This window comes from Ruegeria sp. CDSA236, assembly GCF_059611285.1.
In genome coordinates, this window is the sequence record NZ_JBXWPG010000003.1 from 133,674 (window position 1) to 157,132 (window position 23,459).

The 23,459-nt window shown below is 56.7% G+C and carries 25 protein-coding genes; 14 read left to right on the forward strand and 11 right to left on the reverse strand.

The window, feature by feature from the left end; genetic code table 11:
* The first annotated feature begins 4 nt into the window (after positions 1 to 4).
* The 9 genes from AC2FLB_RS06675 (at position 5) to AC2FLB_RS06715 (ending at position 10,086) form a co-directional block, all read left to right on the forward strand.
* Entirely contained in the window at positions 5 to 1,693 is a 1,689-nt protein-coding gene (locus tag AC2FLB_RS06675) for a hypothetical protein (RefSeq protein WP_496708895.1), read from the forward strand.
* A complete protein-coding gene (locus AC2FLB_RS06680) occupies positions 1,690 to 2,319 on the forward strand; it encodes a DUF3726 domain-containing protein (RefSeq protein WP_271949978.1) in 630 nt (209 codons plus the stop codon). The genes AC2FLB_RS06675 and AC2FLB_RS06680 overlap by 4 nt, the downstream gene beginning before the upstream one ends.
* A 12-nt stretch (positions 2,320 to 2,331) precedes the next feature.
* Positions 2,332 to 3,345, forward strand: coding sequence for an Ldh family oxidoreductase (locus AC2FLB_RS06685; RefSeq protein ID WP_271949976.1), 1,014 nt, complete (start codon positions 2,332 to 2,334; stop codon positions 3,343 to 3,345).
* Positions 3,346 to 3,604: 259 nt separating this feature from the next.
* Positions 3,605 to 4,789 carry an ROK family transcriptional regulator gene (locus AC2FLB_RS06690; protein WP_496708896.1) on the forward strand — a complete coding sequence of 395 codons (1,185 nt, stop codon included), beginning with the start codon at positions 3,605 to 3,607 and terminating at the stop codon, positions 4,787 to 4,789.
* Positions 4,786 to 6,051 carry a M20 family metallopeptidase gene (locus tag AC2FLB_RS06695; protein WP_496708897.1) on the forward strand — a complete coding sequence of 422 codons (1,266 nt, stop codon included), beginning with the start codon at positions 4,786 to 4,788 and terminating at the stop codon, positions 6,049 to 6,051. The genes AC2FLB_RS06690 and AC2FLB_RS06695 overlap by 4 nt, the downstream gene beginning before the upstream one ends.
* Positions 6,052 to 6,062: 11 nt before the next feature.
* Positions 6,063 to 7,112, forward strand: a complete 1,050-nt coding sequence (locus AC2FLB_RS06700) for a substrate-binding domain-containing protein (protein ID WP_281973186.1) — start codon at positions 6,063 to 6,065, stop codon at positions 7,110 to 7,112.
* A 7-nt stretch (positions 7,113 to 7,119) separates the two neighbouring features.
* Positions 7,120 to 8,127, forward strand: coding sequence for an ABC transporter permease (locus AC2FLB_RS06705; RefSeq protein ID WP_496708898.1), 1,008 nt, complete (start codon positions 7,120 to 7,122; stop codon positions 8,125 to 8,127).
* Between the two features lie 16 nt (positions 8,128 to 8,143).
* Entirely contained in the window at positions 8,144 to 9,355 is a 1,212-nt protein-coding gene (locus tag AC2FLB_RS06710) for an alanine racemase (RefSeq protein WP_496708899.1), read from the forward strand.
* A complete protein-coding gene (locus AC2FLB_RS06715; RefSeq protein ID WP_496692973.1) occupies positions 9,352 to 10,086 on the forward strand; it encodes an ATP-binding cassette domain-containing protein in 735 nt (244 codons plus the stop codon). Before AC2FLB_RS06710 ends, AC2FLB_RS06715 begins: the two co-directional genes overlap by 4 nt.
* 66 nt (positions 10,087 to 10,152) lie before the next feature.
* On the opposite strand, the gene AC2FLB_RS06720 is transcribed toward AC2FLB_RS06715, so the two are convergent.
* The 6 genes from AC2FLB_RS06720 to AC2FLB_RS06745 are packed head-to-tail and all read right to left on the reverse strand — an operon-like array spanning position 10,153 to position 14,894.
* The gene (locus AC2FLB_RS06720) at positions 10,153 to 10,974 is read right to left on the reverse strand and encodes an energy transducer TonB (RefSeq protein ID WP_496708900.1); all 822 of its coding nucleotides are present in this window, start codon (positions 10,972 to 10,974) and stop codon (positions 10,153 to 10,155) included.
* Positions 10,971 to 11,363: an ExbD/TolR family protein gene (locus AC2FLB_RS06725; protein ID WP_496708901.1), complete on the reverse strand. Its 393-nt coding sequence runs from the start codon at positions 11,361 to 11,363 to the stop codon at positions 10,971 to 10,973. Before AC2FLB_RS06725 ends, AC2FLB_RS06720 begins: the two co-directional genes overlap by 4 nt.
* Positions 11,363 to 11,692: a biopolymer transporter ExbD gene (locus tag AC2FLB_RS06730; RefSeq protein ID WP_496705571.1), complete on the reverse strand. Its 330-nt coding sequence runs from the start codon at positions 11,690 to 11,692 to the stop codon at positions 11,363 to 11,365. Before AC2FLB_RS06730 ends, AC2FLB_RS06725 begins: the two co-directional genes overlap by 1 nt.
* 31 nt (positions 11,693 to 11,723) lie before the next feature.
* Entirely contained in the window at positions 11,724 to 12,392 is a 669-nt protein-coding gene (locus AC2FLB_RS06735; RefSeq protein WP_496692969.1) for a MotA/TolQ/ExbB proton channel family protein, read from the reverse strand.
* A 4-nt stretch (positions 12,393 to 12,396) separates the two neighbouring features.
* A complete protein-coding gene (locus AC2FLB_RS06740; RefSeq protein WP_496690031.1) occupies positions 12,397 to 12,843 on the reverse strand; it encodes a hypothetical protein in 447 nt (148 codons plus the stop codon).
* A gap of 20 nt (positions 12,844 to 12,863) precedes the next feature.
* Positions 12,864 to 14,894 (reverse strand): TonB-dependent receptor domain-containing protein, encoded by a 2,031-nt coding sequence (locus tag AC2FLB_RS06745; protein ID WP_496708902.1) that lies wholly within the window; start codon positions 14,892 to 14,894, stop codon positions 12,864 to 12,866.
* Between the two features lie 238 nt (positions 14,895 to 15,132).
* Between AC2FLB_RS06745 and AC2FLB_RS06750 the strand changes: the two genes are divergently transcribed.
* The 4 genes from AC2FLB_RS06750 to AC2FLB_RS06765 are packed head-to-tail and all read left to right on the forward strand — an operon-like array spanning position 15,133 to position 18,916.
* The gene (locus tag AC2FLB_RS06750) at positions 15,133 to 16,188 is read left to right on the forward strand and encodes a hemin-degrading factor (protein ID WP_496708903.1); all 1,056 of its coding nucleotides are present in this window, start codon (positions 15,133 to 15,135) and stop codon (positions 16,186 to 16,188) included.
* Positions 16,185 to 17,051: a heme/hemin ABC transporter substrate-binding protein gene (locus AC2FLB_RS06755; RefSeq protein ID WP_496692068.1), complete on the forward strand. Its 867-nt coding sequence runs from the start codon at positions 16,185 to 16,187 to the stop codon at positions 17,049 to 17,051. The genes AC2FLB_RS06750 and AC2FLB_RS06755 overlap by 4 nt, the downstream gene beginning before the upstream one ends.
* Complete coding sequence (locus AC2FLB_RS06760) at positions 17,048 to 18,124, forward strand: FecCD family ABC transporter permease (RefSeq protein ID WP_496692067.1); 1,077 nt, start codon at positions 17,048 to 17,050, stop codon at positions 18,122 to 18,124. Before AC2FLB_RS06755 ends, AC2FLB_RS06760 begins: the two co-directional genes overlap by 4 nt.
* A gap of 3 nt (positions 18,125 to 18,127) precedes the next feature.
* A complete protein-coding gene (locus AC2FLB_RS06765) occupies positions 18,128 to 18,916 on the forward strand; it encodes a heme ABC transporter ATP-binding protein (RefSeq protein ID WP_496705581.1) in 789 nt (262 codons plus the stop codon).
* Positions 18,917 to 18,940: 24 nt separating this feature from the next.
* Here the strand turns inward: AC2FLB_RS06765 and AC2FLB_RS06770 are convergent, their stop codons facing one another.
* Positions 18,941 to 19,645 carry an SDR family oxidoreductase gene (locus AC2FLB_RS06770; protein ID WP_142637939.1) on the reverse strand — a complete coding sequence of 235 codons (705 nt, stop codon included), beginning with the start codon at positions 19,643 to 19,645 and terminating at the stop codon, positions 18,941 to 18,943.
* Between the two features lie 98 nt (positions 19,646 to 19,743).
* Between AC2FLB_RS06770 and AC2FLB_RS06775 the strand changes: the two genes are divergently transcribed.
* Positions 19,744 to 20,622: a LysR substrate-binding domain-containing protein gene (locus AC2FLB_RS06775; RefSeq protein ID WP_496702325.1), complete on the forward strand. Its 879-nt coding sequence runs from the start codon at positions 19,744 to 19,746 to the stop codon at positions 20,620 to 20,622.
* A gap of 228 nt (positions 20,623 to 20,850) precedes the next feature.
* Here AC2FLB_RS06775 and AC2FLB_RS06780 read toward each other — a convergent pair whose 3' ends face one another.
* From AC2FLB_RS06780 to AC2FLB_RS06795, 4 genes are read right to left on the reverse strand one after another with little or no spacing between them, the layout of a single operon-like run.
* The gene (locus tag AC2FLB_RS06780) at positions 20,851 to 21,942 is read right to left on the reverse strand and encodes an alpha-hydroxy acid oxidase (RefSeq protein ID WP_496701291.1); all 1,092 of its coding nucleotides are present in this window, start codon (positions 21,940 to 21,942) and stop codon (positions 20,851 to 20,853) included.
* Positions 21,942 to 22,496, reverse strand: coding sequence for a sulfopyruvate decarboxylase subunit beta (gene comE / locus AC2FLB_RS06785; protein ID WP_496692063.1), 555 nt, complete (start codon positions 22,494 to 22,496; stop codon positions 21,942 to 21,944). The genes AC2FLB_RS06780 and comE overlap by 1 nt, the downstream gene beginning before the upstream one ends.
* Positions 22,493 to 22,999 (reverse strand): sulfopyruvate decarboxylase subunit alpha, encoded by a 507-nt coding sequence (gene comD / locus AC2FLB_RS06790; RefSeq protein ID WP_142637714.1) that lies wholly within the window; start codon positions 22,997 to 22,999, stop codon positions 22,493 to 22,495. The genes comE and comD overlap by 4 nt, the downstream gene beginning before the upstream one ends.
* Before the next feature lie 40 nt (positions 23,000 to 23,039).
* Complete coding sequence (locus AC2FLB_RS06795) at positions 23,040 to 23,453, reverse strand: universal stress protein (protein WP_281973199.1); 414 nt, start codon at positions 23,451 to 23,453, stop codon at positions 23,040 to 23,042.
* Positions 23,454 to 23,459: the final 6 nt, after the last annotated feature.

Consider the following 23,459-nt stretch of genomic DNA (forward strand, 5'->3'; position numbering starts at 1 on the left):
CACTATGAATACACGCGTGCAGACTGAAAATGTCAGACGTGATCCCGCGATGGTCATGCGGCTGTCGCGGCTGGGATCGCTGCATCAATGCCGTCTCAGCTTTATGCGGCAACTGACCCGCCGTATGGCGCAGGAAAACTGGAGTTTTTCCCGCCCTGCGTTCGAGATTGACGAACACGGCGTCGGCCATGCGGTCTATACCGCGCAAGGCCCTGATCACGCATATTCTCTTGTGGCGTTTGCCCATGATCTGCCGCCCGAAAAACGCTCGGACCGGGTCATCGCCGAGGCCTGGGATGCCACCTTCGCGCTATTTGACGGCATTCCGACGGCGGATGATATTCACCGCCTGTCGCAAAATGTACCAGTGCAAGAGGCCGGTCGCGTCAGCGAGTCAGAACTGTCATTGTCGCGCGCCAACCGGTCAGTCCGCCTGTGGGCACATGTGGTCGACCGTCTGGCCGCTGGTCAACAACCTGATCTGGAACAGATTTATCAGGTTGGCTACCTGATGCGGACAACCGCCGTGTATGGTTCCGGCAAGTTTGGGGCTGCAGATCGCGAGAAAACAGCCAGTCGCCCCGAGGTCAACGGCCCGTTCCAGACCGAGATGTTGTCGGTCTACCTGACCCGGACCTTTGTGCGCGATCTGGTGCAGCATATGGCCCAAGTGAAGGGCGGCGATCAAACCGCGCAGTTAGATCCGCAGATCGCCAGTTGGCTCGGCATTGGCAATTCCACAGGTCTGGGCATGGCCCCGTTCATCGTCAACCATCCGATCTTGTTCAATAACTGGATCATGGCGCGAGAGGAGGCCATCGCCCGTGTACGGTCGCTCTTGAGCGCCTCGGAAGATGAGGCCCGTCAATTCCGTGGCATCTATGATCGTAGCAAACTCTCGATGTCCTGGTGGCAGTCTGAGCATCCGGTCCAGCGCGATAAGCTGGCGGCGCTCGACAACGATCTGCAGGCAATCTCTGGGTATCTGGACAGGGATGATCTGACGCAGAACCAACCCTGGGATCGGTTGATCCTGTGGTCGCAATCCGCGCTGAGCGAGGAGGGCCAGGAACTGCTCGCCTCGCTTATCCTTGAGCCCTATGGCGAATTGGTCGATGGGCTGAGCTGTTGTATGGCCGACAGCAATTCAAGTGCCCATGTGATTGATGGATCAATGTCGGTAGGCGCTGCGCGCGATCTGATCAGTAACAGTTTTGGCTGGGCCTTGGATCTGGATTGGAACGCAGCGGAAAACTGTGCGCGGGCCTGGTATGTCTCCGAGGAGAAGCTGGAGCCGCGACTGGGTGAGCGCTTTGAGGAACCGATAGCCGGTTACGAACAGCCCCTTGCCCCGGCCCGTGACGCCGCGATGGCGTTTAAGGCACTTGCCGAATGGGATACTCGCTCCTCCGTTGCAGAGTTTCTGCTGCGCCATCCTGAACATCGCCACACCCTGCGCCGCGCTCAAATGAGCCGAGTAGCCCCCTATGGTGAAATCCACGACAATACGATCAGCGCCACTGTCCTGCCTATCGACATGCTGCGGGCCAAGCTGTCGTTTTTTGGGGCAACCCATTTTGACCCCCGGTCGGACCGCTGGGTGCGGATCTGCATGTATTCCGGCGCACCATATCCTGATGAGTTAACGCCGGAAAATGCCGATCTTTGGGTTTATCCGGAGTTGCCGCAATGACCTATTCACTGAACGAGATCGAAGCCACCTCTAAACGCGCCGCCCGAGGGGCAGGTTATGCCTGGGGTCTGGCAGAAGAGGCCGCCAAGGCCACACGCTGGTTGTGCGGGCATGGGCTGGACGGGACTACAGAGCTGGCCCACCTGCTGGACTTGGGTTTGGCTGCGGCGCCGGCAGATCACAGACCAGATGCGATGCAGGGCCCATGGCAGGGCAAGGGCGCTTTGTGCCCTCTGGCCACTGGCACCTTGCTGTCGGATTGTGCCGAACAGCTGCGCGCCGGACCGGTTGAGATGGCCAACATTGCAATCCCTGCACTGTTACTGCCCTTTGCTGCCTATGCGGCACGTGAACTCAAGGGCTGTGTGGTGCTTGATTGTGATGGGCATCTGGCGGCATGTGATGGGTATTCCGTGTCGACCCCAGATACCTTACCCGCCCAGGCGCGCAGGGTGGTGGTTTCGCTGGGGGAACAGCGCACAGGCCCCCGCCCACATCAGACCCGCGCCGCCCCGACTGATCAGGCTTGGGCAACGCTGAATCGCTTTGCCCACCGCACCTATGCCCCCGCAACCGAGGAATCCCGCCTGCTGGGTGCAGGGGCCGGGCTTTCTGATAATGACTGATGAGGTACTGATTTGACCGAGACCCGGACCCTTACTCTGAACGAAATCGAAGACCTGTCGTTTCGCGCGCTTGTTGCTGCGGGGACTTCACCGGAAAACGCCCGCCCGCTGGCGGTTGCGACCGCGGCAACCGAGGCGGACGGCGTGGCAAGCCATGGGCTGGCCTATATCCCGATCTATTGTGAGCATGTCCAATGTGGCAAGGTCGACGGTCTTGCCAAACCGGTCATGACACGGCCCAAGCCAGGTGTAGTTACCGTAGATGCCGCAACCGGATTTGCCCATTCAGCCATCGATCTCGGGTATGAGACGCTGATCACCGCTGCGCGCGAACAGGGCGTTGCCGTGCTGAGCATCTGCAACAGCTATAACTGCGGCGTGCTGGGCTATCACACCTATCGTCTGGCACAGGCCGGGCTTGTCGGGCTTGGTTTTACCAACGCGCCAGCCTCGATCGCGCCATCGGGTGGCGCAAAGCCGGTTGTAGGGACCAACCCCTTTTCCGTTGCCGTACCCGGTACAGATGGGCAACCCGCCCTGCTGATCGATCAAAGCGCCAGCACAATCGCCAAGAGCGAGGTCATGAAACATGCCAGAGAAGGAAGGCCGATCCCCGTTGGGTGGGCATTGGACGCCGAGGGCAATCCGACCACTGATCCCAATGTGGGCCTCAAGGGCTCCATGGCACCTTCTGGTGGGTACAAGGGCGTCGGTGTGGCCCTTCTGACCGAAGTTATGGCGGCCGCTCTTACAGGGGCCACTCTGGGCATCAACGCCTCGCCCTTTTCAGGAACCGCTGGCGGCCCGCCCAAGACCGGACAGTTTTTCATTGCGATCGACCCTGTGGCGACATCGTCGTCGGGTGGCTTTGCTCAGGGCATCGAGGAACTCGTCGGCGCCATTCGATCGCAAGACGATGCACATTTGCCTGGCGATGGCCGACGCGCAAAACGCGTCGCATCGGCCACACAAGGCGTGGCTGTAAATATTGCGACCCTTGAAAAGATCGAGACCATCTTGGGATAAGCCGGTTTTATTAGCCCGCAATCAGATTCTTTCTGGTTCGGGCACCCTTACTCAAACCTTCTGACCCAGCACCAATTTTCAGAACGGCTTCTAGGCCTTTAGCCAAAATTCGACCCGGACGCAGCAGGCTCATTTTTCGTATTTCATGCTTTAGCGCAGAAAAAAACGGGGTTGACTCAAATCGCACTCCATATTTAGTTCGGTAACAGAACGAATAAATGGAATCGACGTGGCAACGCAGACAAAAATCTCTCGACGAATGTCTCAAAGTGCGGTCGTTCAGGCGATTGCGACCTATGGGCCCATTTCGCGCGCCAGCGTGTCGAAGCTGACCGGTCTTTCGAAACAGACAATCTCGGAAATTGTCGGAAACCTAGAAAGCGATGGCTGGGTGCGGACAGTCGGTCAGACCGAGGGGCATGTCGGGCGCCGCGCCGTGGTATATGAAATCGCTCCGGATGCGGCAACGGTCGCCAGCGTCGATCTGGGTGGAACAAAGATCAGGGTCGCACTATGCGATTTGACCGGTCGCGTTCTGGCCGAGCGCGTAGAGCCGACAGAACAAAGCGGCGGCAGACAAGTGGTCGATCAGGTTGCCCGTATGGTTCGCGCAACCGCTGACGACCCCCAATGCCCGTCAGGCGAATTGAAAATAGCTGTCGTCGGTGTCCCAGGCGTGCCGGACAGCAGGACCCGCGCGGTCCTGATGGCGCCTAACATAGCCGGGCTGGATCAGATTGATCTTGCTGGCACTTTGAACGAACGGCTTGGGATAGAAATCCTTGTCGAAAATGACGTGAACCTTGCCGCTCTGGGCGAGCATTGGATGGACCATCGAAGCGACCAGGATGATCTGGTCTTCGTTTCCGTCGGAACCGGAATTGGTGCAGGAATCGTCGTCGGAGGTATTTTGCTGCGTGGCGCATCTGGTGCAGCTGGCGAAATAGGTTTTCTTCCCTTTGGTGCCGATCCCATTGCAAAGGAAAGCCATAAAATAGGCGCGCTGGAACGCGTAACCGCCACCGATGCAATCATCGGCGAATACAGGATGCTTACGGGCAAAACTTGCTCAGTTCCTGCGATCTTTGAGGCTGCCAATAACGGCGACAAAGCAGCCGAGCAAACGCTGGACAATGTCGCTTATCAGATCGCGCGGGCTTCGGCGTCGATTGTAGCGGTCCTTGATCCGTCCCTTATCGTGATGGGGGGCTCTATCGGCGCGCGTGACGAGTTGATGCACCGGATCAGACGCTTTGCCGCCCAGTGCTACCCCCGTGAAATAGAGATCCAGCCCTCAAAGCTGGGTCCGTATGCTGCCCTTGCCGGAGGTGTGTCTATAGCCCTGTCGCACCTACATATTTCTCTTTTCGCCGAGGGTCAGAAGGGTGCCGAGATCAACGTACCACCTCCAGCGCTCGATACCTTCAAGGCAAGTATGTCATGACCGCTATGGCTCTTTCAGAACGCTTGCGTCAAGAACAGGATGCTGATGCAGACCTGACTCTGTTGCGCAATGCCCTGTCCATCGAAAGCGTGACGGGCAATGAAACACGTTTTGCGCGTTTTCTGGACCAGCAACTTATGGCCCTGGGCCTGAATACCGGACGGGGCTGTTTCGCGGGTGAACGCGAAAATGTCTGGGGAATTGCTTCTGTGGAGGGACCCAACCTCATGATTTTGGGCCATACGGATACGGTGCATGTCCGGGGCTGGGAGGAATATTGGGAAGACGATGCACGCAAAAATCCATTCGGCGCGGCCCAACAGGACGGGCACATCTGGTCGCGTGGGGCAAGCGACCTCAAGGGTGGGATTTGCGCTGCGATTGCCGGGTATCGCCTGCTGCAAAAACTTGGCGTTATGCCTTCAGCCAGTCTGACCTTTGCCTTCATCGGTGACGAAGAAAGCGGTGAACCTGGCAGCGGCGTCAGCGCCGGGGCGAAAGATCTGGTTGGACGTATCAAGTCCGACGAAATCCCCCGTCCTGATTTCGCGATCTATGTCGAGCCAACGAGTTTGGACATTTATTCCGCCCAGATCGGGTTCTTTATCGCCGAGATCACGATAACTGGAAAAACAGCGTATTTCGGCCGACCCGAATTGGGGGTCGATGCATTGAAAGCAACGCATACGCTTCTGTCGAAAATCTGGGATCATGAAAAAGAACTGAACGCGGGCCCGCGTCATGACCTTGTCGGTGCCTCTTCTGTTCTGGTGACGCATATCAATGGCGGCGGGTTTATCGCAGTGCCCGGAGAATGCAGGCTCTCACTGATCCGGAAACTTAGACCTGGCGAAATGCTTGATGATGCAGTGGCAGCATTGGAAACAGCGCTTGGCCTGGATCGCCTACCTACAGGTATAGAGGTGTGCATCGACTACCCAGCCGGTCGTGATCATCCCAAGGGCGGCTCACCAGTTGAAAACGACCCCGATACTGAGGCGGTTCGCCTGTTGCAGAGCTGTGTACAGCAAACTCAGTCCCGAAAAGTAGAAATCGGCGGCGCGCCCTACTGGTCTGAGATGCCATTTTTAACAGAACAGATCGGCTGTCCAACCGTTTACTGCGCACCGGGTGATATCGCCGTGGCGCATACTTTTGAAGAACGAATTGAGGTCGAAGAATACCTCGCCGCCGTCCGGGCCTTTGCGCTTTTCATAGCGCAGTTCGGTGCGTCGGACACGCTCGTAATGCATCCAACCTGAGGAGGACAAACATGTCACTTGTTAGAAGCACATTTGCCGCTACCGCGATGTTCGCGCTGGCGGGCAGCTTATACGCCGAAACCATCGGTCCAGCGGGGGAAAGTGCCACCCCTTCATCAATGGTTGTTGTCGCTGATGATGATGTCGAAAAGGTGAAAGAGGCTGGATATTCAGCTGCTTTGCTGTGGCATGACCAATCCGACTTTGTGAATGCGGTAACAGCAGGTGCCAGCGATGAATTTGCGCGTCTGGGGATCGAGGTCGTCGCCGTGACAAGCGCAGGATTTGATGCTGCAAAACAACGTAGCGATATCGAGACGGTCATGGCCAAATCGCCCAATATCATTCTGTCGCTTCCTCTGGACCCGGTGACCTCTGCCGCAGCGTTTGCAGAGGCAAAAGAGGCCGGAGTTGCCCTAAGTTTCCTCTCGAACCTGCCGGCCGGCTACAAGCACCCGGACGACTATGCGGCAATCGTGACGGATGATCTGTTTCAGATGGGCAAACAAGCGGCGGATGCGCTTGCGGCTGCCATGGGCAATGAAGGAACAGTTGGATGGATTTATCACGACGCAGATTATTATGTGACCAATCAGCGCGACAACGCTTTCAAGACCACGATTGAGAACGACTATCCGAACATCACAATCGTTGCAGAACAAGGCATTTCTGATCCTGCGCGCGCCGAAGAGATTGCCAATGCTATGCTGCTGAAAAACCCAGACCTGGGTGGAATCTACGTAACCTGGGCTGGTCCGGCAGAGGGTATTCTTGCAGCGCTGCGGACGAACGGAAACACCTCGACCAAGATCGTGACATTGGATCTGTCAGAGCCGATTGCCCTTGATATGGTTCAGGGTGGGAATGTCGCGGCGATTGTTGCCGATGAAGCCTATGAACTGGGGCGTGCAATGGCCGCCAGTGCCGTGCTCGACCTGCTGGGCGAGGACGTACCATCCTTTGTTGTAGCCCCTGCATTGACAGTGACAGCGGACAACGTTGCCGATGGATGGCAAAACTCGCTGAATATTGATGCACCAGCCAGTCTGACATCGAAGTAGAGACCTGATGGGCAGGTCGCCTCTGGCGACCTGCCGCAACCGGATATTCCCAGAGGCATCCATGGAACAGGCTTTTCAACGTATGCGCGACTTGGATCTACAGCGCTGCGTCATTTATTTCGGCTTTCTTGCGATCTTTCTGTTTTTTGGGATCACTCTCTACGATGACGGGTTTCTGACCAGTCGGAATCTGACAAATATCGTCCTTCAGACAGCCCCAGCCACGATCATGGCCATCGGATTGGTCTTTGCCCTGTCAGCCGGAGAGATCGACCTGAGTTTTGGCTCTGTCGTTGCAGTTGCAGCCCTCTCGGCAGCTGTTGCGATGCAGAACGGCCCAATGATCCTGGGTGTCGCAGCGGGGCTTGGCGCAGGCATTCTGATCGGCGCGTTCAATGGTGCATTGGTGGCCTATCTGCGGTTGCCATCATTTCTGGTGACCTTGGCCACCATGGGTTTATTTGCCGGAATTGCGCGTTCGATGACCAATCTGCGATCCATTCCTGTAGTTAACGGGACTTTCACCGGGGTCTTCGGCTCGGGCAAGCTGTTTGGTGTACCTTCACTTGTTATCTGGACCGTGATTGCAGTGCTGATTGGCCATGTCATCTACCGACACACACGTTTTGGCGCACACGTTCTGGCCGTTGGAGACAATGCCCGCGCAGCCCAAGTCTCTGGCATCAGGGTTCCCCGTATCCGGCTGATGGTTCTAACCTTGTGCGGTGCAACCGCTGGGCTGGCTGGTTTGCTCTATGCCGGGCGTATTCAAGCCGCCAAATATACAATGGGCGAAAGCGATCTGATGACGGTCATTGCCGCTGTCATCGTAGGTGGCACTGCGCTTAATGGCGGCAAGGGATCCATAATAGGTGCGCTTTTGGGCTCGCTCATGATGGGAATGCTGAATAACGGGCTGATCCTGATGGGGCTTCAGGTCTCGGACCAGATGATCGTACGCGGGCTGATCATACTGATCGCCGTAGCAATTTCACTCCGCGAAATCCGCCGATAGACACCGGAGCAACCCAATGTTTCTTGATCTTCTCATACGCCGCAACCCCAAGTTCATCGAGGCTGCCATGGCCTTGCATCAACAAGGGAAGATCCCCGCAAACGCCTATTTGCTTGACCTGGATGCCGTCGAACGCAACGCGCGCCTTTTCTCTGATGTGGCCCGTAGGCATGGCCTTACAACTTTTGCCATGACCAAACAGGTGGGCCGCCATTCCGGCTTTTGTCAGGCGGTCATGCGCGGTGGCATCAGCCGGTCCGTCGCCGTGGATATGGCCTGCGCCTTGGCATGTGACCGCGCTGGCTTAAGGACAGGTCATTTGGGTCACCTTGTACAGGTGCCCCGCCAAGAAGCTCTCTTCGCCGCAGCCAAACTACGCCCGGACTATTGGACGGTATTCTCGGACAACAAGGCAAAAGAGGCGGCAGACGCCTCTGCTCGGGCCGAGAGAGAACAGGCACTGATGGCGCGCATCCAGACCGAAGGGGATACGTTCTATCGTGGCCACGAGGGGGGATTTGACGCGAATGATATCTTGGCGGTGGCCGACTGTTTGGATGCGCTGCAGGGCGGGCGCTTTGCAGGCATTACGACCTTTCCCGCCCTGCTTTTCGACCAGGATGACCGCAAGGTTGTGCCGACCCCAAACCTCCACACGCTCAACATGGCTGCAGAAGCTCTGGCGCGTGCTGGGCGTACGGAGGTCGAAATCAATGCCCCCGGAACGACATCTTCAGCTGTTCTTCCAGCATTAGCCGAAGCCGGGGCCACGCAGGTTGAACCGGGCAATGGCCTACATGGCACGACGCCTCTCCATGCGGTAGAAGACCTTCCTGAGGATCCGGCCGTACTTTACCTTTCCGAGGTCTCGCACCATCACGGCGGGAAAGCCTATTGCTTTGGCGGCGGGCTCTATATCGATCCGGTTTTCCCGAAATACCAGGTTCGGGCGCTGGTCAGCAGCAGCCCGACAATCAGCCGGTCAGCCCTGCGAAATGTCGAAATTCCTGATTATTCCGCAATAGATTACTACGCCATGATCGACAGCGACAGTGATCAAAACCCCGCACCAGGCGACACGGTTGTCTTCGGTTTCCGTGGGCAGGCCTTTGTGACCCGCGCTTTGGTTGCCGGGATAAAAGGCGTAGACAGCGGAATGCCAGAGCTTACCTCAATCGAAAACGGCTTTGGCGACCACGTCAGCTGGCCGGGAGCATTTGCGCAATGACTCCGGTTCTTTCCCTCAAGCAAATCCACAAATCTTTTGGCGGAGTGGTCGCAATCCAGAATTTTTCACTGGACCTCTACCCCGGTGAAATCGTGGCTCTGGTCGGTGATAATGGCGCGGGTAAATCCACGCTCGTCAAGATCATCTCTGGCGTGCATCGACCAACCAGCGGCGAGATCGCGCTCGACGGCGAAGAAGTCGGTTTTTCGGATGCTAGCGCGGCTCGATCACATGGTATTGAGGTGGTCTATCAGGACCTCGCATTGGCTGACGAACAGCCGGTTTATATGAACATGTTTCTGGGCCGCGAACTGACGCGCAAACCCTTTGGACTGCTGGATAAAGCACGCATGCGTGCCGAAACCCAAAGCCTTGTTGATCAGCTTGACGTGCGCATCCCCTCTGAGCGCGCAGCCATACGTGATTTGAGCGGAGGCCAAAGACAGGGCATTGCTATCGCGCGAGCAACCCATTGGGCCAGCAAATTGATCCTTCTGGATGAACCCACTGCAGCACTTGGCGTTGCAGAGACTGCGAAGGTTGAGGACCTTGTCGCGTCACTTAAGGATCGCAATCTGGCAATTTTGATAATCAGCCATTCCCTGGATCAGGTTTTTCGTCTTGCCGACCGCATCTGCGTTTTACGCCGGGGTGAACAGATAGGCGTCAGGACAACTGCCGAGACCGACAAGAACGAAATTGTCGCCATGATCACCGGTGTTCATAGTTGATGGCGCAAAGCGCAGCCGTGTCCCCATCTTTACGAAGGGGCCCTTTGGCTCGATCGGATATGACACCTATCGCTGCCCGATGATTTCGAAAGTATAATCTCGTCTCACCCCTGCCGGAGGTGGCGGGAAGGGTGCAGCCGCTTTTACCTGGGCAAGGGCGACCTGATCCAACCGCTTTGATCCTGAACTGCGTACTATTCCAACCGCCTGCAATGTCCCGTTCTCAGCTATTCGAAAGACCACCAACGCGGCACCTCGAATATTGGCGCTCTTTCTCCGGGCGCGGATAATCTTGCGTTTAATCTGTCCGGCATAGTTGCTGGCGTCAGCATTGCCGGATGCGGTCAGCGCTGACGTGGATGTAGCAACATTTGCCGCGCCTTTCGTGGTTTTCCCGGTGGCGTCACCTTTTTTCCCCGATTGTTTCGCGTTGCCATGCGCGGTGGCAGTTTGATTGCTTGCCTGTTTCTTCGGTTCCGGCGGCTTGGCATCCTCGGTCGGCGACACCGAAGCAGCATCACCCTGTCTGTTCGGTGTTTCAGCGTCCTGAGGCCTGAGAGGGCTTGGCGCAACAGCGGTCGCGGCCGTAGCGCTGCTCACAACCGGGCTGAGAGTTTGCGGCGACGTTGTGCGCTGCTGCTTGACAGGGCGGGCCTTGGGTTGCAACCGATGAGGTGCTGCCGGTTTCTTGCGCGTGCTGGCCGGTGCTGGTGCATTTGTTCCGGCGACGAAGTCCTTGAATACAGATCCCAGCGCGGCGGCCCTCTCCTCTCCGCCACCTTCGACCTGCACCTGTTCAGCGGTCGAATAATCCAAAAGCGCAAGGCCATGTGTCGCTACGGCCAATGCGACAGAAATCACAACTACCACGCGGGATTTGGTTATCACCGTAATCCCCTTTCGGTCACGACATAAACCTGACTTGCACCCAACCCGCTCAAGTCATCGCTGATCTGTTTGAGCGTGACTGCAGGCAAGGATCGATCCGGCACGATCCGAACCGCATCAAGGGGCAGATCAACAGCCGCCCTCTCGACATAGGCCGCAGCATTGGTCAGCTCTGCCCCGCGATATTCAAGTGTGCCATCGGCGCGAATAACCAAAGCATCAGGCGGCTCGCGTCCCTCCAGATCCATCGTTTCGACAAGCTGAACCGATCCGTTGAGCGGCGGCGTAAGGGTGCCTGCGATCATGAAGAATATGAGCATCAGGAACACGACATTGATCAGCGCGATGGTTGGATCTCGGCTTTGTCTGGGCTTCGATTTCAACTGCATCAGCCCAAAACCTGAGTGCGCAGGTTTTCGACAGGTGCCAGCCCGATGAGCAGATCAATCAGCTGCTGAGAGGTTGCCCTCGGACCCAGGCTGATGAGCGCGATTTGGGATTTGGCGTCGAGCAGCATTGGAGCCACCTGCGCCAATGGTACAGGCGCACCATCGACCAGAATTCGGTCTGCATCCAGTTTAATAAACCGGATGGCTTGGTCTGGCTCCGCGCCGCCGACTGAGGCCGTCGAAAACTGAATCTCGGCGAATTTCGAGAATGTGGATGTCAGCATGAAAAACAACAGCAGCAAAAAGATGACATCTATAAGCGACGTCATTGACAGGCGTTTGCGCCGCTTTCTTTGCACATTAAGCGCCATGTACCAGCGCCGTAATTGACGCCCCTGCCGTTTGCTCGGTCTCCTCGGCATGGCCGGGGGCAAATATTGTTCTGAGCGCACGGTTGGCAAAGACGCGTTCCCGGTTCACGCGGGCCTCAAACCAGGTCAGGATCAGTGACGTCGGCATGGCTACAGCCAGCCCTGCTGCTGTTGTCATCAGCGCCACCCAGATGCCCCCAGCCAGCAACGATGGGTCAACAGCGTTGCCTGCCCCCTGCAGGGTCTGGAAGGCTTCGATCATGCCCAGCACTGTGCCGAACAATCCAAGCAGGGGCGCAAGTTGCGAGACGATGTCCAGCACGTTGAGACCCTGTTCCAGTTTTGCAAATCGCGTCTCAGCCTCGGCATCGACCCGTTCGGACAAGGTGCGATCATTCCCGGACAATGCCATTGCGATCACCGGCGCCAGGTAACTACGGCTTTTGTTCAGGTATATTCTGGCGGCCGTGGGGTCTTCTCGGTCCCATGCGTCGATCGCCCTTGACAATTCGACGTGACGGCCGACTCCCGCCGCTTTGTATTGCCAGATTTTGTAAAAGACCAAGGCGAGGGTCGCGATTGAGGCTGCAATCAGGATCGCCACCACCGGGCCCCCTAATTGCAGGATTTCCATCAGTTTTTGCAGCATTTCGGACATAGCTTTATCCAATCATCTCAGTTTCAAGGCGGCTTTTTAGACTGAGGCCATTCATGCAGGCATCTTTGTTACCGCTCTGGGTCATGCATTCCTGCACGCCGTTGAACAGAATCCGGCTGATCTGGTCACAGGCCATGTCGGTGAATTGAAACTGCCTGACCCGTGGGCGGCCTGCGGGCAGTTCTTCGAAATCCAGCAGGGTAATTAACGCGACCGCACCGTTTTTGCCAAACAGGACGGTTTCATAGACCGCACCGTTGATGTCGACCTCATGCATATTTTCGGCGACAAAGCTGAGCAGACAGTTTTGCCCCCTTGCTTCGGCAGAGCTGAGTTCGATTGATACGCCGCCAGTCTTGGGCACGTCTTCTGCGCTGGCGATCCCTGCCCCCAAGACTGAGAGCAGGGTCGACAGGACAGCGCTGGCTTTGTTTGCTGCCGCACTTCGCATAACGGGTCCTTTCCTTGGGATCAGAAGGTTTTGGCCAGGCCGAGCTTGAAGGTCCGGCCCGTCGAATTGCGGGTCGACAGGTTCGGGCGGTAGTCCTTATCAAGGATGTTCTCGATACCGGCGCGCAGCTCAAAGCCTTCAAACACACCCTCTTGCGGCATGTAGGTCGCACGCAGAGAGTTTACTCCGTATCCCGCGGTCGCGTCCCCGCTCGAGTCCGTTCCGGCCCGGGCACCGAAGATTTCCCAGCTGACGTCCAACGTCTGACCGAACCGCTTGCCCAATGTCAGGCGCGCGGAATCCGACGGCTCATTCCGCCAACGCGAGTCATCGCCGGTGGCGCTGGTTTCCGTACCCGTCACGATGTTCGAGTTGAAATCGACGTAGAACCCACCCGCATTGGCATAAGAGGCTTCGATCTCGGCGCCTTTTGTTTCCACTTCGGACAGAGGTTGAGACGGGGTGCCAGAGACGTAGGAGGTGATATCCCACAGGGTCGTTTGATAGAAATTGACCTTGGCGCGGATCACGTCGCCCTCGGCAAACACGTCACCGCGATCATAGGAAAAACCAGCTTCCCACGTGCGGGATCTCTCGGGTTGCGTCATGTAAAGCGGCGTGCCCAGATCATCGATGATCGGCAGGCTTTCCGTGTAGGCCGCACCACCAAAGATCGCGAAACCGCTGTTGAACGCGTACCGCGCCGACAACCCGCCCATAAGCGCGTTGTTGTCATAGCTTTCGTTGAACGGGGCCGCGGCGTCATCATCACCGTCGATGTCCTGCGTCTCATATCGCACCGCGGGGGTAATCGTCAGATTGTCACCGATCTGCACATCGTCCACAGCAAACAGGGCAAATCGACGGTCGGTTCCACCCGGCGCCGATGCCGCGTCCAACCGTTCGCGGTTGATGAATTCAATCCCTGCCCGCAGATCATGCGAGGCGATGCCGGTCTGGAAATACGACGTGTTCTTGATCGTCAGCTTTGTCGTTTCATAGTTATGCGTGGCATCAGCCAGAGCCTGAATTCCAGGGAAGAATGGCGTGCCCTCAAGGCTGGAAGACCCGGAAACATAGCTGCTTTCGATCGCCTGCTCAGAATAGCTGAGGTTCACATCCAGATCGACCAGATCATTTCCAACGGGTTGATATTGATACCGCAGGATACCGATCTTTGTTTCGATATCACGGTCTACATTACCAAAGGCATCCGACGTGGTGCCAAACGAGTCATAAGGGACGTCGCGCTCTTCAGATGTGGACTGGTTGTAGGATGCGGTGAACGAATGTTCGAGATCGTTGCCGAAGCTGTATTTGCCCTTAGCCAGAAGCGACGGCAGCGTGAACGCGCTGTTGCCGATCGTATTGCCGTTTCCATCCTCCTGATCGTCCTGATCCCGATAGGCGTAGTTGAACAGAAATTCCGTTTGGGTATTCGGCTGCCAAGCCAGGATAGAGGACGAGGCAAATCCGTTACCGTTGGAATACCCTTCAAAGGTTTGACGGAAACGGAAACCCGGCTCTCCACCGGTGAAATCTGACGCGCCCTTGGTTTCCAGCTGAACGACACCACCAACAACCCCGGACCCATATTCGAATGAACCGACAGTGCCCCGAATGACCGAGACGCTTTTGTAAAGCTGGGGGTCAGTAAAAAGCTGGTTGCCGATCCGATACAGCTCTTCCGCGCCCGTTGTGGCACCATCGACCAGGATCAGTACCTTCTGGTCGGTTCCGAACGTGCCGTTTGCACCATAGCCGCGAATATTGATGCCCGATCCCTGAGGGGTCGAGCCGTTCACCAGGCTTACCCCCGGAACCGAGTCGATCAGCTCTGCAACCGTATTGGCCTGCCGGTCGTTGATCTCTTCCTGATCAATATTTGTGACCGGCACGGCAGTGTCTGTCTGAATCTCTCGTTTGCTTTCCCCAAGTATCAGGGTGCCCAGGAAACCATCGTCTTGTTCTTGCGCCATAGCGCCAGCCGCAATCATGCTGAGGCACGAAGCCGTTCCCAGCAAAGCTATCTTCCGTATTTGCACACGCATCTCTGTCCCTTCGAAACAGTAGGAGGACCTGAAATGCTTGCGCCATGCTGGCTTTGGTCAGTCTGTTTTATTGTTTTTTAGACTCGCCGATTTTGGCGACTTGTGCTCGTTAATAAAGGTTACTAAAACAGTCAACAATAAATCGCAGTCGTTCTGACGGCTCTTGCCAGCGGGCAGCCGAGGAAATCGGCAGCCGGGCCAGCACCTCCGAAAATCAACTCGTAAGATGGGAAACCCCATGACGGAACAGGTGCCTAACACCCCCGATCAAATTCGCGCAGCCTATGCGCAAAACAGCGGTAAGCGTGACCGCGATCTGGCAGAATCGCTTGGATTGACCGAAGGGCAGCTGGTTGCAGCCTTCGCTGGGCTGGACGTAACGCGGCTGTCGGCTAGCCTTGATGACATTTTCCCAATGCTCAACGGGTTGGGAGAGGTCATGGCGTTGACGCGCAATATCTCCTGCGTGATCGAAAAGGTCGGACAATACGACAATTACCATTCGGGCGCGCATGCCTCGATGGTTCTGACGGATGAGATTGATTTGCGCATGTTTCCCAGCCACTGGGTCCATGCCTTTGCGATCGAACGCAAAACCGACAGCGGTGTGAAACGCTCGCTTCAGGTCTTTGATGCCGCAGGCGATGCGGTGCACAAGATATTCCTGCGCGAAGGATCGGATCTGGACCATTGGGATAAGCTTGTCAGCGCCCTTGCGTCTGAGGACCAATCGCAAACTCTTGATTTAGAACCGCGCCGACCGACCGAAGCGCCCAAGGCCAACCCCGAAAAGACGGAAATCCTACGTGCGGAATGGGCCAAGATGACGGACACCCACCAGTTCATGCGCTTGACCTCAAAGCTCAAGATGAACCGATTGGGGGCCTATCGCATCGCCGGCCAACCGCTTGTCAGGGAACTGACGCCGTCGGTAATATCACCAATGTTCGAACAGGTGTGCGACAAGGAAATTGAGGTGATGATCTTTGTTGGCAATCGTGGATGTATCGAAATTCACGGTGGCCTTATCGGAACGATCAAGCAGATGGGACCCTGGTTCAATGTGCTTGACCCGCGTTTCAATCTGCATCTGAGGACGGACCATATTGCAGAGGTCTGGGCTGTCACCAAACCGACTCAGCGCGGCCCCGCCGTCTCGGTCGAGGCGTTCGATGCAGAAGGTGGGCTGATCTTCCAGATATTTGGTCAGCGCACCGGCGATACCGACCATCGCCCAATCTGGAATGAGTTAGTTGCCGCACTTGAACCCCAACCCGAGGCCGCGCTGACATGAACAGGATGCGAGTGATCTGGCCTGCCTTGGCTATGCTGCTAAGTACACAGGTCGCGCAGGCTGCGGACGACGAACCAAAGCGGATCATCGCGATCGGCAGTTCCATCACTGAAATCGTCTACGCTCTGGGTCAGCAAGACAGGCTTGTTGGTCGCGACCGAACATCAACCTACCCGACAGAAGCGATGAACCTGCCCGATATCGGATACCGACGCGCGCTGTCGCCCGAAGGCGTTTTGTCGGTAGAACCAGACTTGGTCCTGGCGCTTGAAGGTTCAGGACCACCAGAGGCGATTGCGGTTCTGCAGGAAGCGGGCGTGCAATACGTCACGATCAAGGATGGGTTCTCTCTGGAAGGCGTGGTCGAAAAAATCCAAACCGTTGGGGCCGTGCTGGGAGCTGACGTTGCTGCCGAGGGATTGGCAGCGCAAACCATACGCCAGATCAATCAGGCGGAATTGGCGGCTAGTAGTGCCGCAGGATCCAACCCGAAACGGGTTCTGTTTGTTCTGTCGGTGCAGGATAACCGGATCACAGTGGGAGGTGTGGATACCCAAGCAGACAGCATCATTCGATTGGCTGGCGGTGTAAATGCCGCCGCCAAAGTGTCAGGTTACAAGCCAATGACGCCCGAAGCGCTGGTGTCGGCTGCGCCTGATGTCATCCTTATGATGGATCGGCGGGGTGATAATAATACCGAGGATGCCGCGCTCTTTTCACTGCCCGCAGTCAAGCTGACCCCGGCGGGCCAGAACAAGATGCTGATCCGCATGCAGGGTGCATATCTTCTTGGGTTTGGCCCTAGAACCGCCAGTGCCATTTCTGATCTGTCAGCAGCCCTGCAGGATGAAGGTGGCTCATGACGCTGACGTTGGATCATATGAGCGCCGAGGCACCTGGGTACAATCGGCGAGCAACCGCACGGCGGGTTACTTTGGCCTTACTGGTATTGCTTGGCCTAACCAGCGCCGCAAGCATTTCAGTCGGTGCTTCGGATGCGTCGTTAAACATGGCGGTGATCGACCTAATCAATGGGCGGTCCCTGTCTGACCTGAATCGGATTGTCCTTTGGGACATACGCTTGCCCCGGCTTGCCATGGGGATTCTGGTCGGTGCCGCACTGGCTGTTTCAGGGGTGGTCATGCAAGGGCTTTTCCGAAACCCGTTGGCGGACCCCGGAATTGTCGGCGTCAGCGCGGGCGCAGGTCTGGGCGCAATTTCAGCCATCATGCTTGGCAGCCACGTGCCAGTGTCGGTTTTGGTCTGGACCGGAAACGGGTTAGTGGCCATTGCTGCTTTTCTTGGTGGCTGGGCGTCTGTTCTGATCCTATACCGTGTCTCGACCAGCGGAGGGCGGACATCGGTCGCAACTATGCTACTGGCCGGCATTGCATTAGGTGCCTTATCCGGCGCTGCATCGGGTGTTCTGGTCTACATGGCCGATGATCAGCAATTACGCGACCTGACGTTCTGGGGAATGGGATCGTTAGCTGGGGCAACCTGGACCAAAATCGCCTCGGCTGCGCCTATCATTTTGGTTGCCCTTGCAAGCACACAATTTCTGGCTCGCGCGCTTAACGGTCTGGCGATGGGAGAGGCGGTGGCCCATCACATGGGCATCCCGGTTCAGCGCAGCAAGAACATTGCCATTCTGGCCGTTGCCGGGGCCACCGGGGCCGCTGTTGCCGTGTCCGGCGGCATCGGGTTCATCGGAATTGTGGTCCCCCATTTGCTACGGCTGGCCACGGGGCCGGACCACCACAGGCTTTTGATGAATTCCGCCCTGCTGGGTGCCAGTCTGCTGCTATGCGCCGACATGATCAGCCGGGTCGTGGTGGCCCCGGCGGAACTGCCAATCGGGATCGTCACGGCAATTCTCGGCGCACCGGTCTTTCTTTGGATCCTCCTGCGCCGCCACGGCATTATGGGAATGTAAATCATGCAAGGTAAGAACATCTGCGTCAGCCTGGGCCGAAAGGACATCTTGCACGACGTGAATTTCAAGGCCGATCCCGGTCATGTCACCGCAATCATCGGGCCCAACGGATCGGGCAAATCGACCTTACTAAAGGCATTGGCCGGAGAGATTGCCTCGACCGGAACCGTCACCCTGAACGGCCACGACATCTCAGAGTTAAAGCCCTGGCAACTGGCCGCGAAACGGGGCGTGCTGCCACAATCGACCAGCGTGGCCTTTCCTTTCAAAGTGCACGAGATTGTCAGACTGGGGCTGGCAAACGGGTTGGCCGCACAAGATGACGGTTCGGTCACTACCGCCCTGGCACATGTCGACCTAGCCGGGTTCGAGCAGAGGTCTTACCAGACCCTGTCCGGGGGTGAGCAGCAGCGCGTACAGTTAGCCCGTGTTTTGACGCAGGTCTGGCAGGCACAACGGGCCGATCATCCCAGCTGGCTTTTACTGGACGAACCGGTTGCCAGCCTGGATATCGCGCATCAATTTACGGTCCTTGGTATCGCAAGCGATTTTGCCGCCCAAGGTGGAGGTGTGGTGGTGGTGATGCACGATCTGAACCTCACCGCGCTATTTGCAGACTGTGTTTACGTGATGTCACAGGGCACTGTCTGGGGCTCTGGCACACCTTCAAATATCCTCACCGATGACCTTATGCAGCAAGTTTACGGCATCAACCTACCGATCGGCATGGTGCCGACCGGCCCGCTTCCTTTTGTGCTGCCTCAGGCAATGCGTAAATGCATTGAGGCTTGATGTTGTGCAAACAGATACGTTGCCTCAGACAGCGCGGGTCAATCCTCCGTCAACGCGCAAGTTTTGACCCGTCATATAGCCACCGCCTTCAGACGCCAGCCATGAGACAAGCGAAGAGACCTCCGCAGCATGACCGTAACGTCCCATCGGAATCCGAGCTTTGCGGTCTTCTGTTTCGGGCAAGCTGTCGATGAAACCTGGCAGGATGTTATTCATGCGAATATTCTCTGCGGCATATTTATCGGAATAGAGTTTGGCAAAGGCGGCCAATCCTGCCCGGAAGACGCCTGATGTTGGAAACAGCGGATCGGGCTCGAACGCCGCGAAAGTAGAGATGTTGATAATCACCCCCCTGCCCTGTTGCTGCATCAAGGGTGTCACCAGCCGTGTTGGGCGGATCACATTCATCAGATAGACCTCCATCCCCTGATGCCAGTCATCGTCACCGATCTCTAATACGGGCCCTTTCGGGCCATGACCGGCGGAATTGACCAAGACATCGACGCGGCCCCAACGCTCCGTCGCGCCCGTGACCAAAGCAGTCAGATCGTCACCACTGAGGTTAGAACCAGTGACGCCAAAACCACCCAGCTCGGCGCCGAGTGCTTCGCCTTTACCCGAAGAAGAGAGGATCCCGACTTTGAAGCCATCTTTGGCAAGCCGGCGTGCCGCGTCAGCCCCCATGCCACTCCCGCCCGCGGTAATCAAAGCTACTTTTTCTACTGCCATCTGACGATTCCCCTTATGTATTCTGCGAAAATATCCTGTTTCGATGGGTCGTTCGATTGAGATTTGATGTTTCATTACAGTAGAAATACTATTGTCTCATGGCTGATCTTCCTCCCCTCAACGGTTTACGGGCTTTCGAAGTCGCTGGGCGCCGCCTCAGTTTCCGCGCCGCTGCCGATGAGTTGGGCGTAACACAAGGGGCGGTGGCGCAGCAGGTGCGACTGCTGGAAGCTCACCTAGAAGTCACATTGTTCGAAAGGGTGCCCAAAGGATTGGAGTTCACCTCGGTTGGCCGTAGCTATCACGCACGTATATCGGTTGCCTTTGCGAGCCTTAGATCAGCAACCGCCGAGCTAAAGCCGGAACCGGACAAGGTTATAATAAGCGTCACCCCGACTTTTGCTGCCAGATGGTTGATCCCGAATTTGCCGGACTTTGCTGAGAGCCATCCGGAAATCGACTTGCGGATCATGGCCACTGAAAAAGTTTCCAGCTTTCACAGCGACGGGATCGACCTTGCCGTCCGGCAGGGATCGCCGCCGTTTGGCGCCGCGCTTCGGGCGGCGCTTATTTTCAGGCAAGAGGTGATTGCCGTCGCCGCACCCGAGTTTATCAGCGACGGATTCAATCCGTTAACACCAGATGACCTTGCACGCCTGCCCAAAATTCATGACACGCATGACCTTTGGCCGCGATACCTTGCAGACCTTGGGGTTCGTGACAAATCGCAACGCGGCCTTCGATTAAGCCAGACAGCGCTTGCGGTTGACGCTGCGATCGCGCGGCAGGGTGTGGCCCTTGTCAGCCGTTTCATGGTTTCCCGAGATCTTGAGGCAGGACGCCTGGTAGAGGTTGGTGCGGCAAGAGACATCGGTGGTAGCGATTTTTACCTCCTCATAGAGCGTTCGGCCGCAAACCAACACGCGGTGATGCAAGTCGTAAACTGGCTAAAATCGCGGTCGGCGAAAGAAACGTGATCGGCTTTCGATTCCTGCAAAGCGCACGCATGCGCGTCTGAAATGAAGGGCTGCTTAGGTTTCCCAACGCTTCCCAATTCAGGGTCTTAGTGCTCTCGAACCTGCGGGCAAACACCTCGAGCCGCTGGCGTAGTCGAACACAGCATCCGGGGCAAAATAGTTCGTAACGGCATCCGGATCGTGTGCGTTAGAGGCATTACCGACGGCATTCACATTTGTTCAGTTGCTTCAGGTCAGTTTCGTCCGACCAACCTGAGCAAGCGCACTGGACAACTCTTCGCTGAGGATATTCCACAGTCTATGCAAACCTTCTTCGCCGGCCGCGGCGATGGCAAATTGCAATACGCGGCCAAAAAACACGTAATTTGCACTCTGATCGAGGGCTTTCAGAACGTCTTCGCCAGATCGTAAGCCACTGTCGTAGAATAGCGGAAAATCCGCACCAACGCTGTCTCGTATCCGGCCCAGCGCGTGAACGGCAGCGGGTGCGCTTTCAAGTTGCCGTGCGCCATGATTTGACACTTGAATGGCGTCAACGCCTTCGGATTTCAGCTGCAGCGCATCCTCGGCGTTGGTCACGCCTTTTACTACCAGGTTGCCCTGCCACAAATCGCGCAGAGCCTTCAATGTTGTCCAAGTCGCCCTCGCGCGGCTTTCGGTGCGGTCGAATTCAAAGCCCGGCATCTCGAAATTTGCCATCTGCGGACGACCTGCGGCAAGTGACATAAGCGACCATTGCGGGTGCAGGGCAAAGTCCAGAAACTGGCGTGGGCCGATACGAAACGGCATGGTAAAACCATGGCGCAACTCACGCGGTCGGCGACCAACCTCGGGCACGTCGACGGTTACGATCAGGGTTTCGTATCCGGCATCTTGCGCCCGCTTTGCCAGCTTGAATGACCCCGTTCCGTCCCCGCTGAAATAAAGCTGGAACCACGCGTGCCCTTCGGCAACCTCAATCATTTTTTCCAGCGGGGTTGAGGCCACGGTCGAGACCCCCAAAGGCACGGATTCGCGCGCGGCCAACCGCGCCAGCATCAGATCGGCACCGGGTCTGGACAAATTACACATGCCCATCGGCGCAATGCCAAAGGGCCGCTTGGCGATCTTGCCAAACAGCGGCATGTCCAAAGACCGATGGCTGACATCTTTCAGTATCCGGGGTTCAAGGCAAATGTCATCCAGAGCAGCGCGGTTACGCGCAGCCCCCGTTTCTGACCCTGCGGCCCCATCGATATAGTCAAACACCATCCAAGGCAGACGTGCCTTGGCCAAACGCCGCGCATCCTCACTGGAATGAATTCGCGCGGCGCGGTTCATCAACCAGCCACCGCTTTCATAAAGCGATCCTTGATGATCACCGGGTCCATTGTAATGACTGGCATCTTGGCATTTCCGCTGTCGCATTTCACGATCATGACCGTGCCGACCTGTGCGTCCATCGCCTCTTGCAATGCTTTGCCGGTATCAACATCCTGTACTTCAACGACATTATCACATCCGGCCGCACGCGCCATGCCCGCCAGATCGGTTTTACGCCCTGTATAGGTCGGCTGATCACCGGTTGATCCATATGATCCGTTGTCGATAACCATCAGGATGAAATTCGGAGGCATATTGTTCCCGATGGTTGGCAAGGTGCCCAGATTGGTCAACACCGACCCGTCCCCATCGATTGAGATCACGGTTTTAGGCTGCACCAGCGCCAGACCCAGCCCGATGGACGAGGCAAGGCCCATAGTGCCCAGCATGTAGAAATTCGTTGGTTGATCGTCGATGGCATGCAGCTCTTGGCTGGGAATGCCGATGTTACACACCACCAGCTGATCTCGGAGTTGAGGTGCAATTTCCTTGAGGATTTCAGAACGGATCATTGGTCGCCATAGCCTCCCCAGAAATTGGCATCGGTCAGGATTGCCACGGGTTTGTTGCACATAAAGGTATACTTCAGGATCATATCCAGCTCTTCCACATCCTTCTGGTGATGGAAGTGGTAGGTGGGGATATTCATCTGCGCCAGCAGCGCCTTGGTATGCACCGCCATTTCCACCTGGCACGCCACAGGTTCGCGGAGCTCTCCGCGGTAGCTGATCAACATCGGCAGAGGCATCCGGTAATACTGGATCAACGTCGCAAGAGTGTTGATCGTCACCCCAATGGCTGTGTTCTGCATGATGATCGCAGGGCGTTTTCCACCCATCCACGCACCGGCACACAGGCCCATGCCCTCGTCTTCCTTGTTCGACGGAATATGGAAGATATCGGGGTGTTGGTCAATTTCCTCGATAACGCCCGCAAGCTGTTTGCAGGGCACCGTCGTCACGAACGAGATGTCATTCGCGACAAGATCGTCGGTGATCTTCTTGTCTATGTTCATGTTACAGAAAGGCCTTTCTTGAAAGGAGAGGAGAGCGTCATCAAGAGGACGCGCGATGCACATGGACGGCACAGCCTGCGTGCCGCACGACGCGAGCAGCTGTGGAGCCCAGGAAATAATCTCTCAGACCAGGTTTGTGGGATCCAAGCACGATGCAATCGATGCCATGAGCCTCGGAATAGTCAATGATAGTGCGGGCCGAATGTCCTTTTACAATCACAGGCGTGACACCGGGATGTCCAGACAATTTGCCCTCAAGATCAGCACGCGCTTTTTCAAACCCGGCGGCAACCATTTCTTCGTCCAGATACGCACTGACAGAGCCTTGGGGCGCCTCATGAACGTGAAGGGCGAAGATCTGGGCATCTTTTGCACGCAGCGCGTTGGCTATCTCAAGTGTATGAGTCGACACGCCATGGTCCAGCGCCATGGGGACGAGGATTTTATGGTACATGAAGTG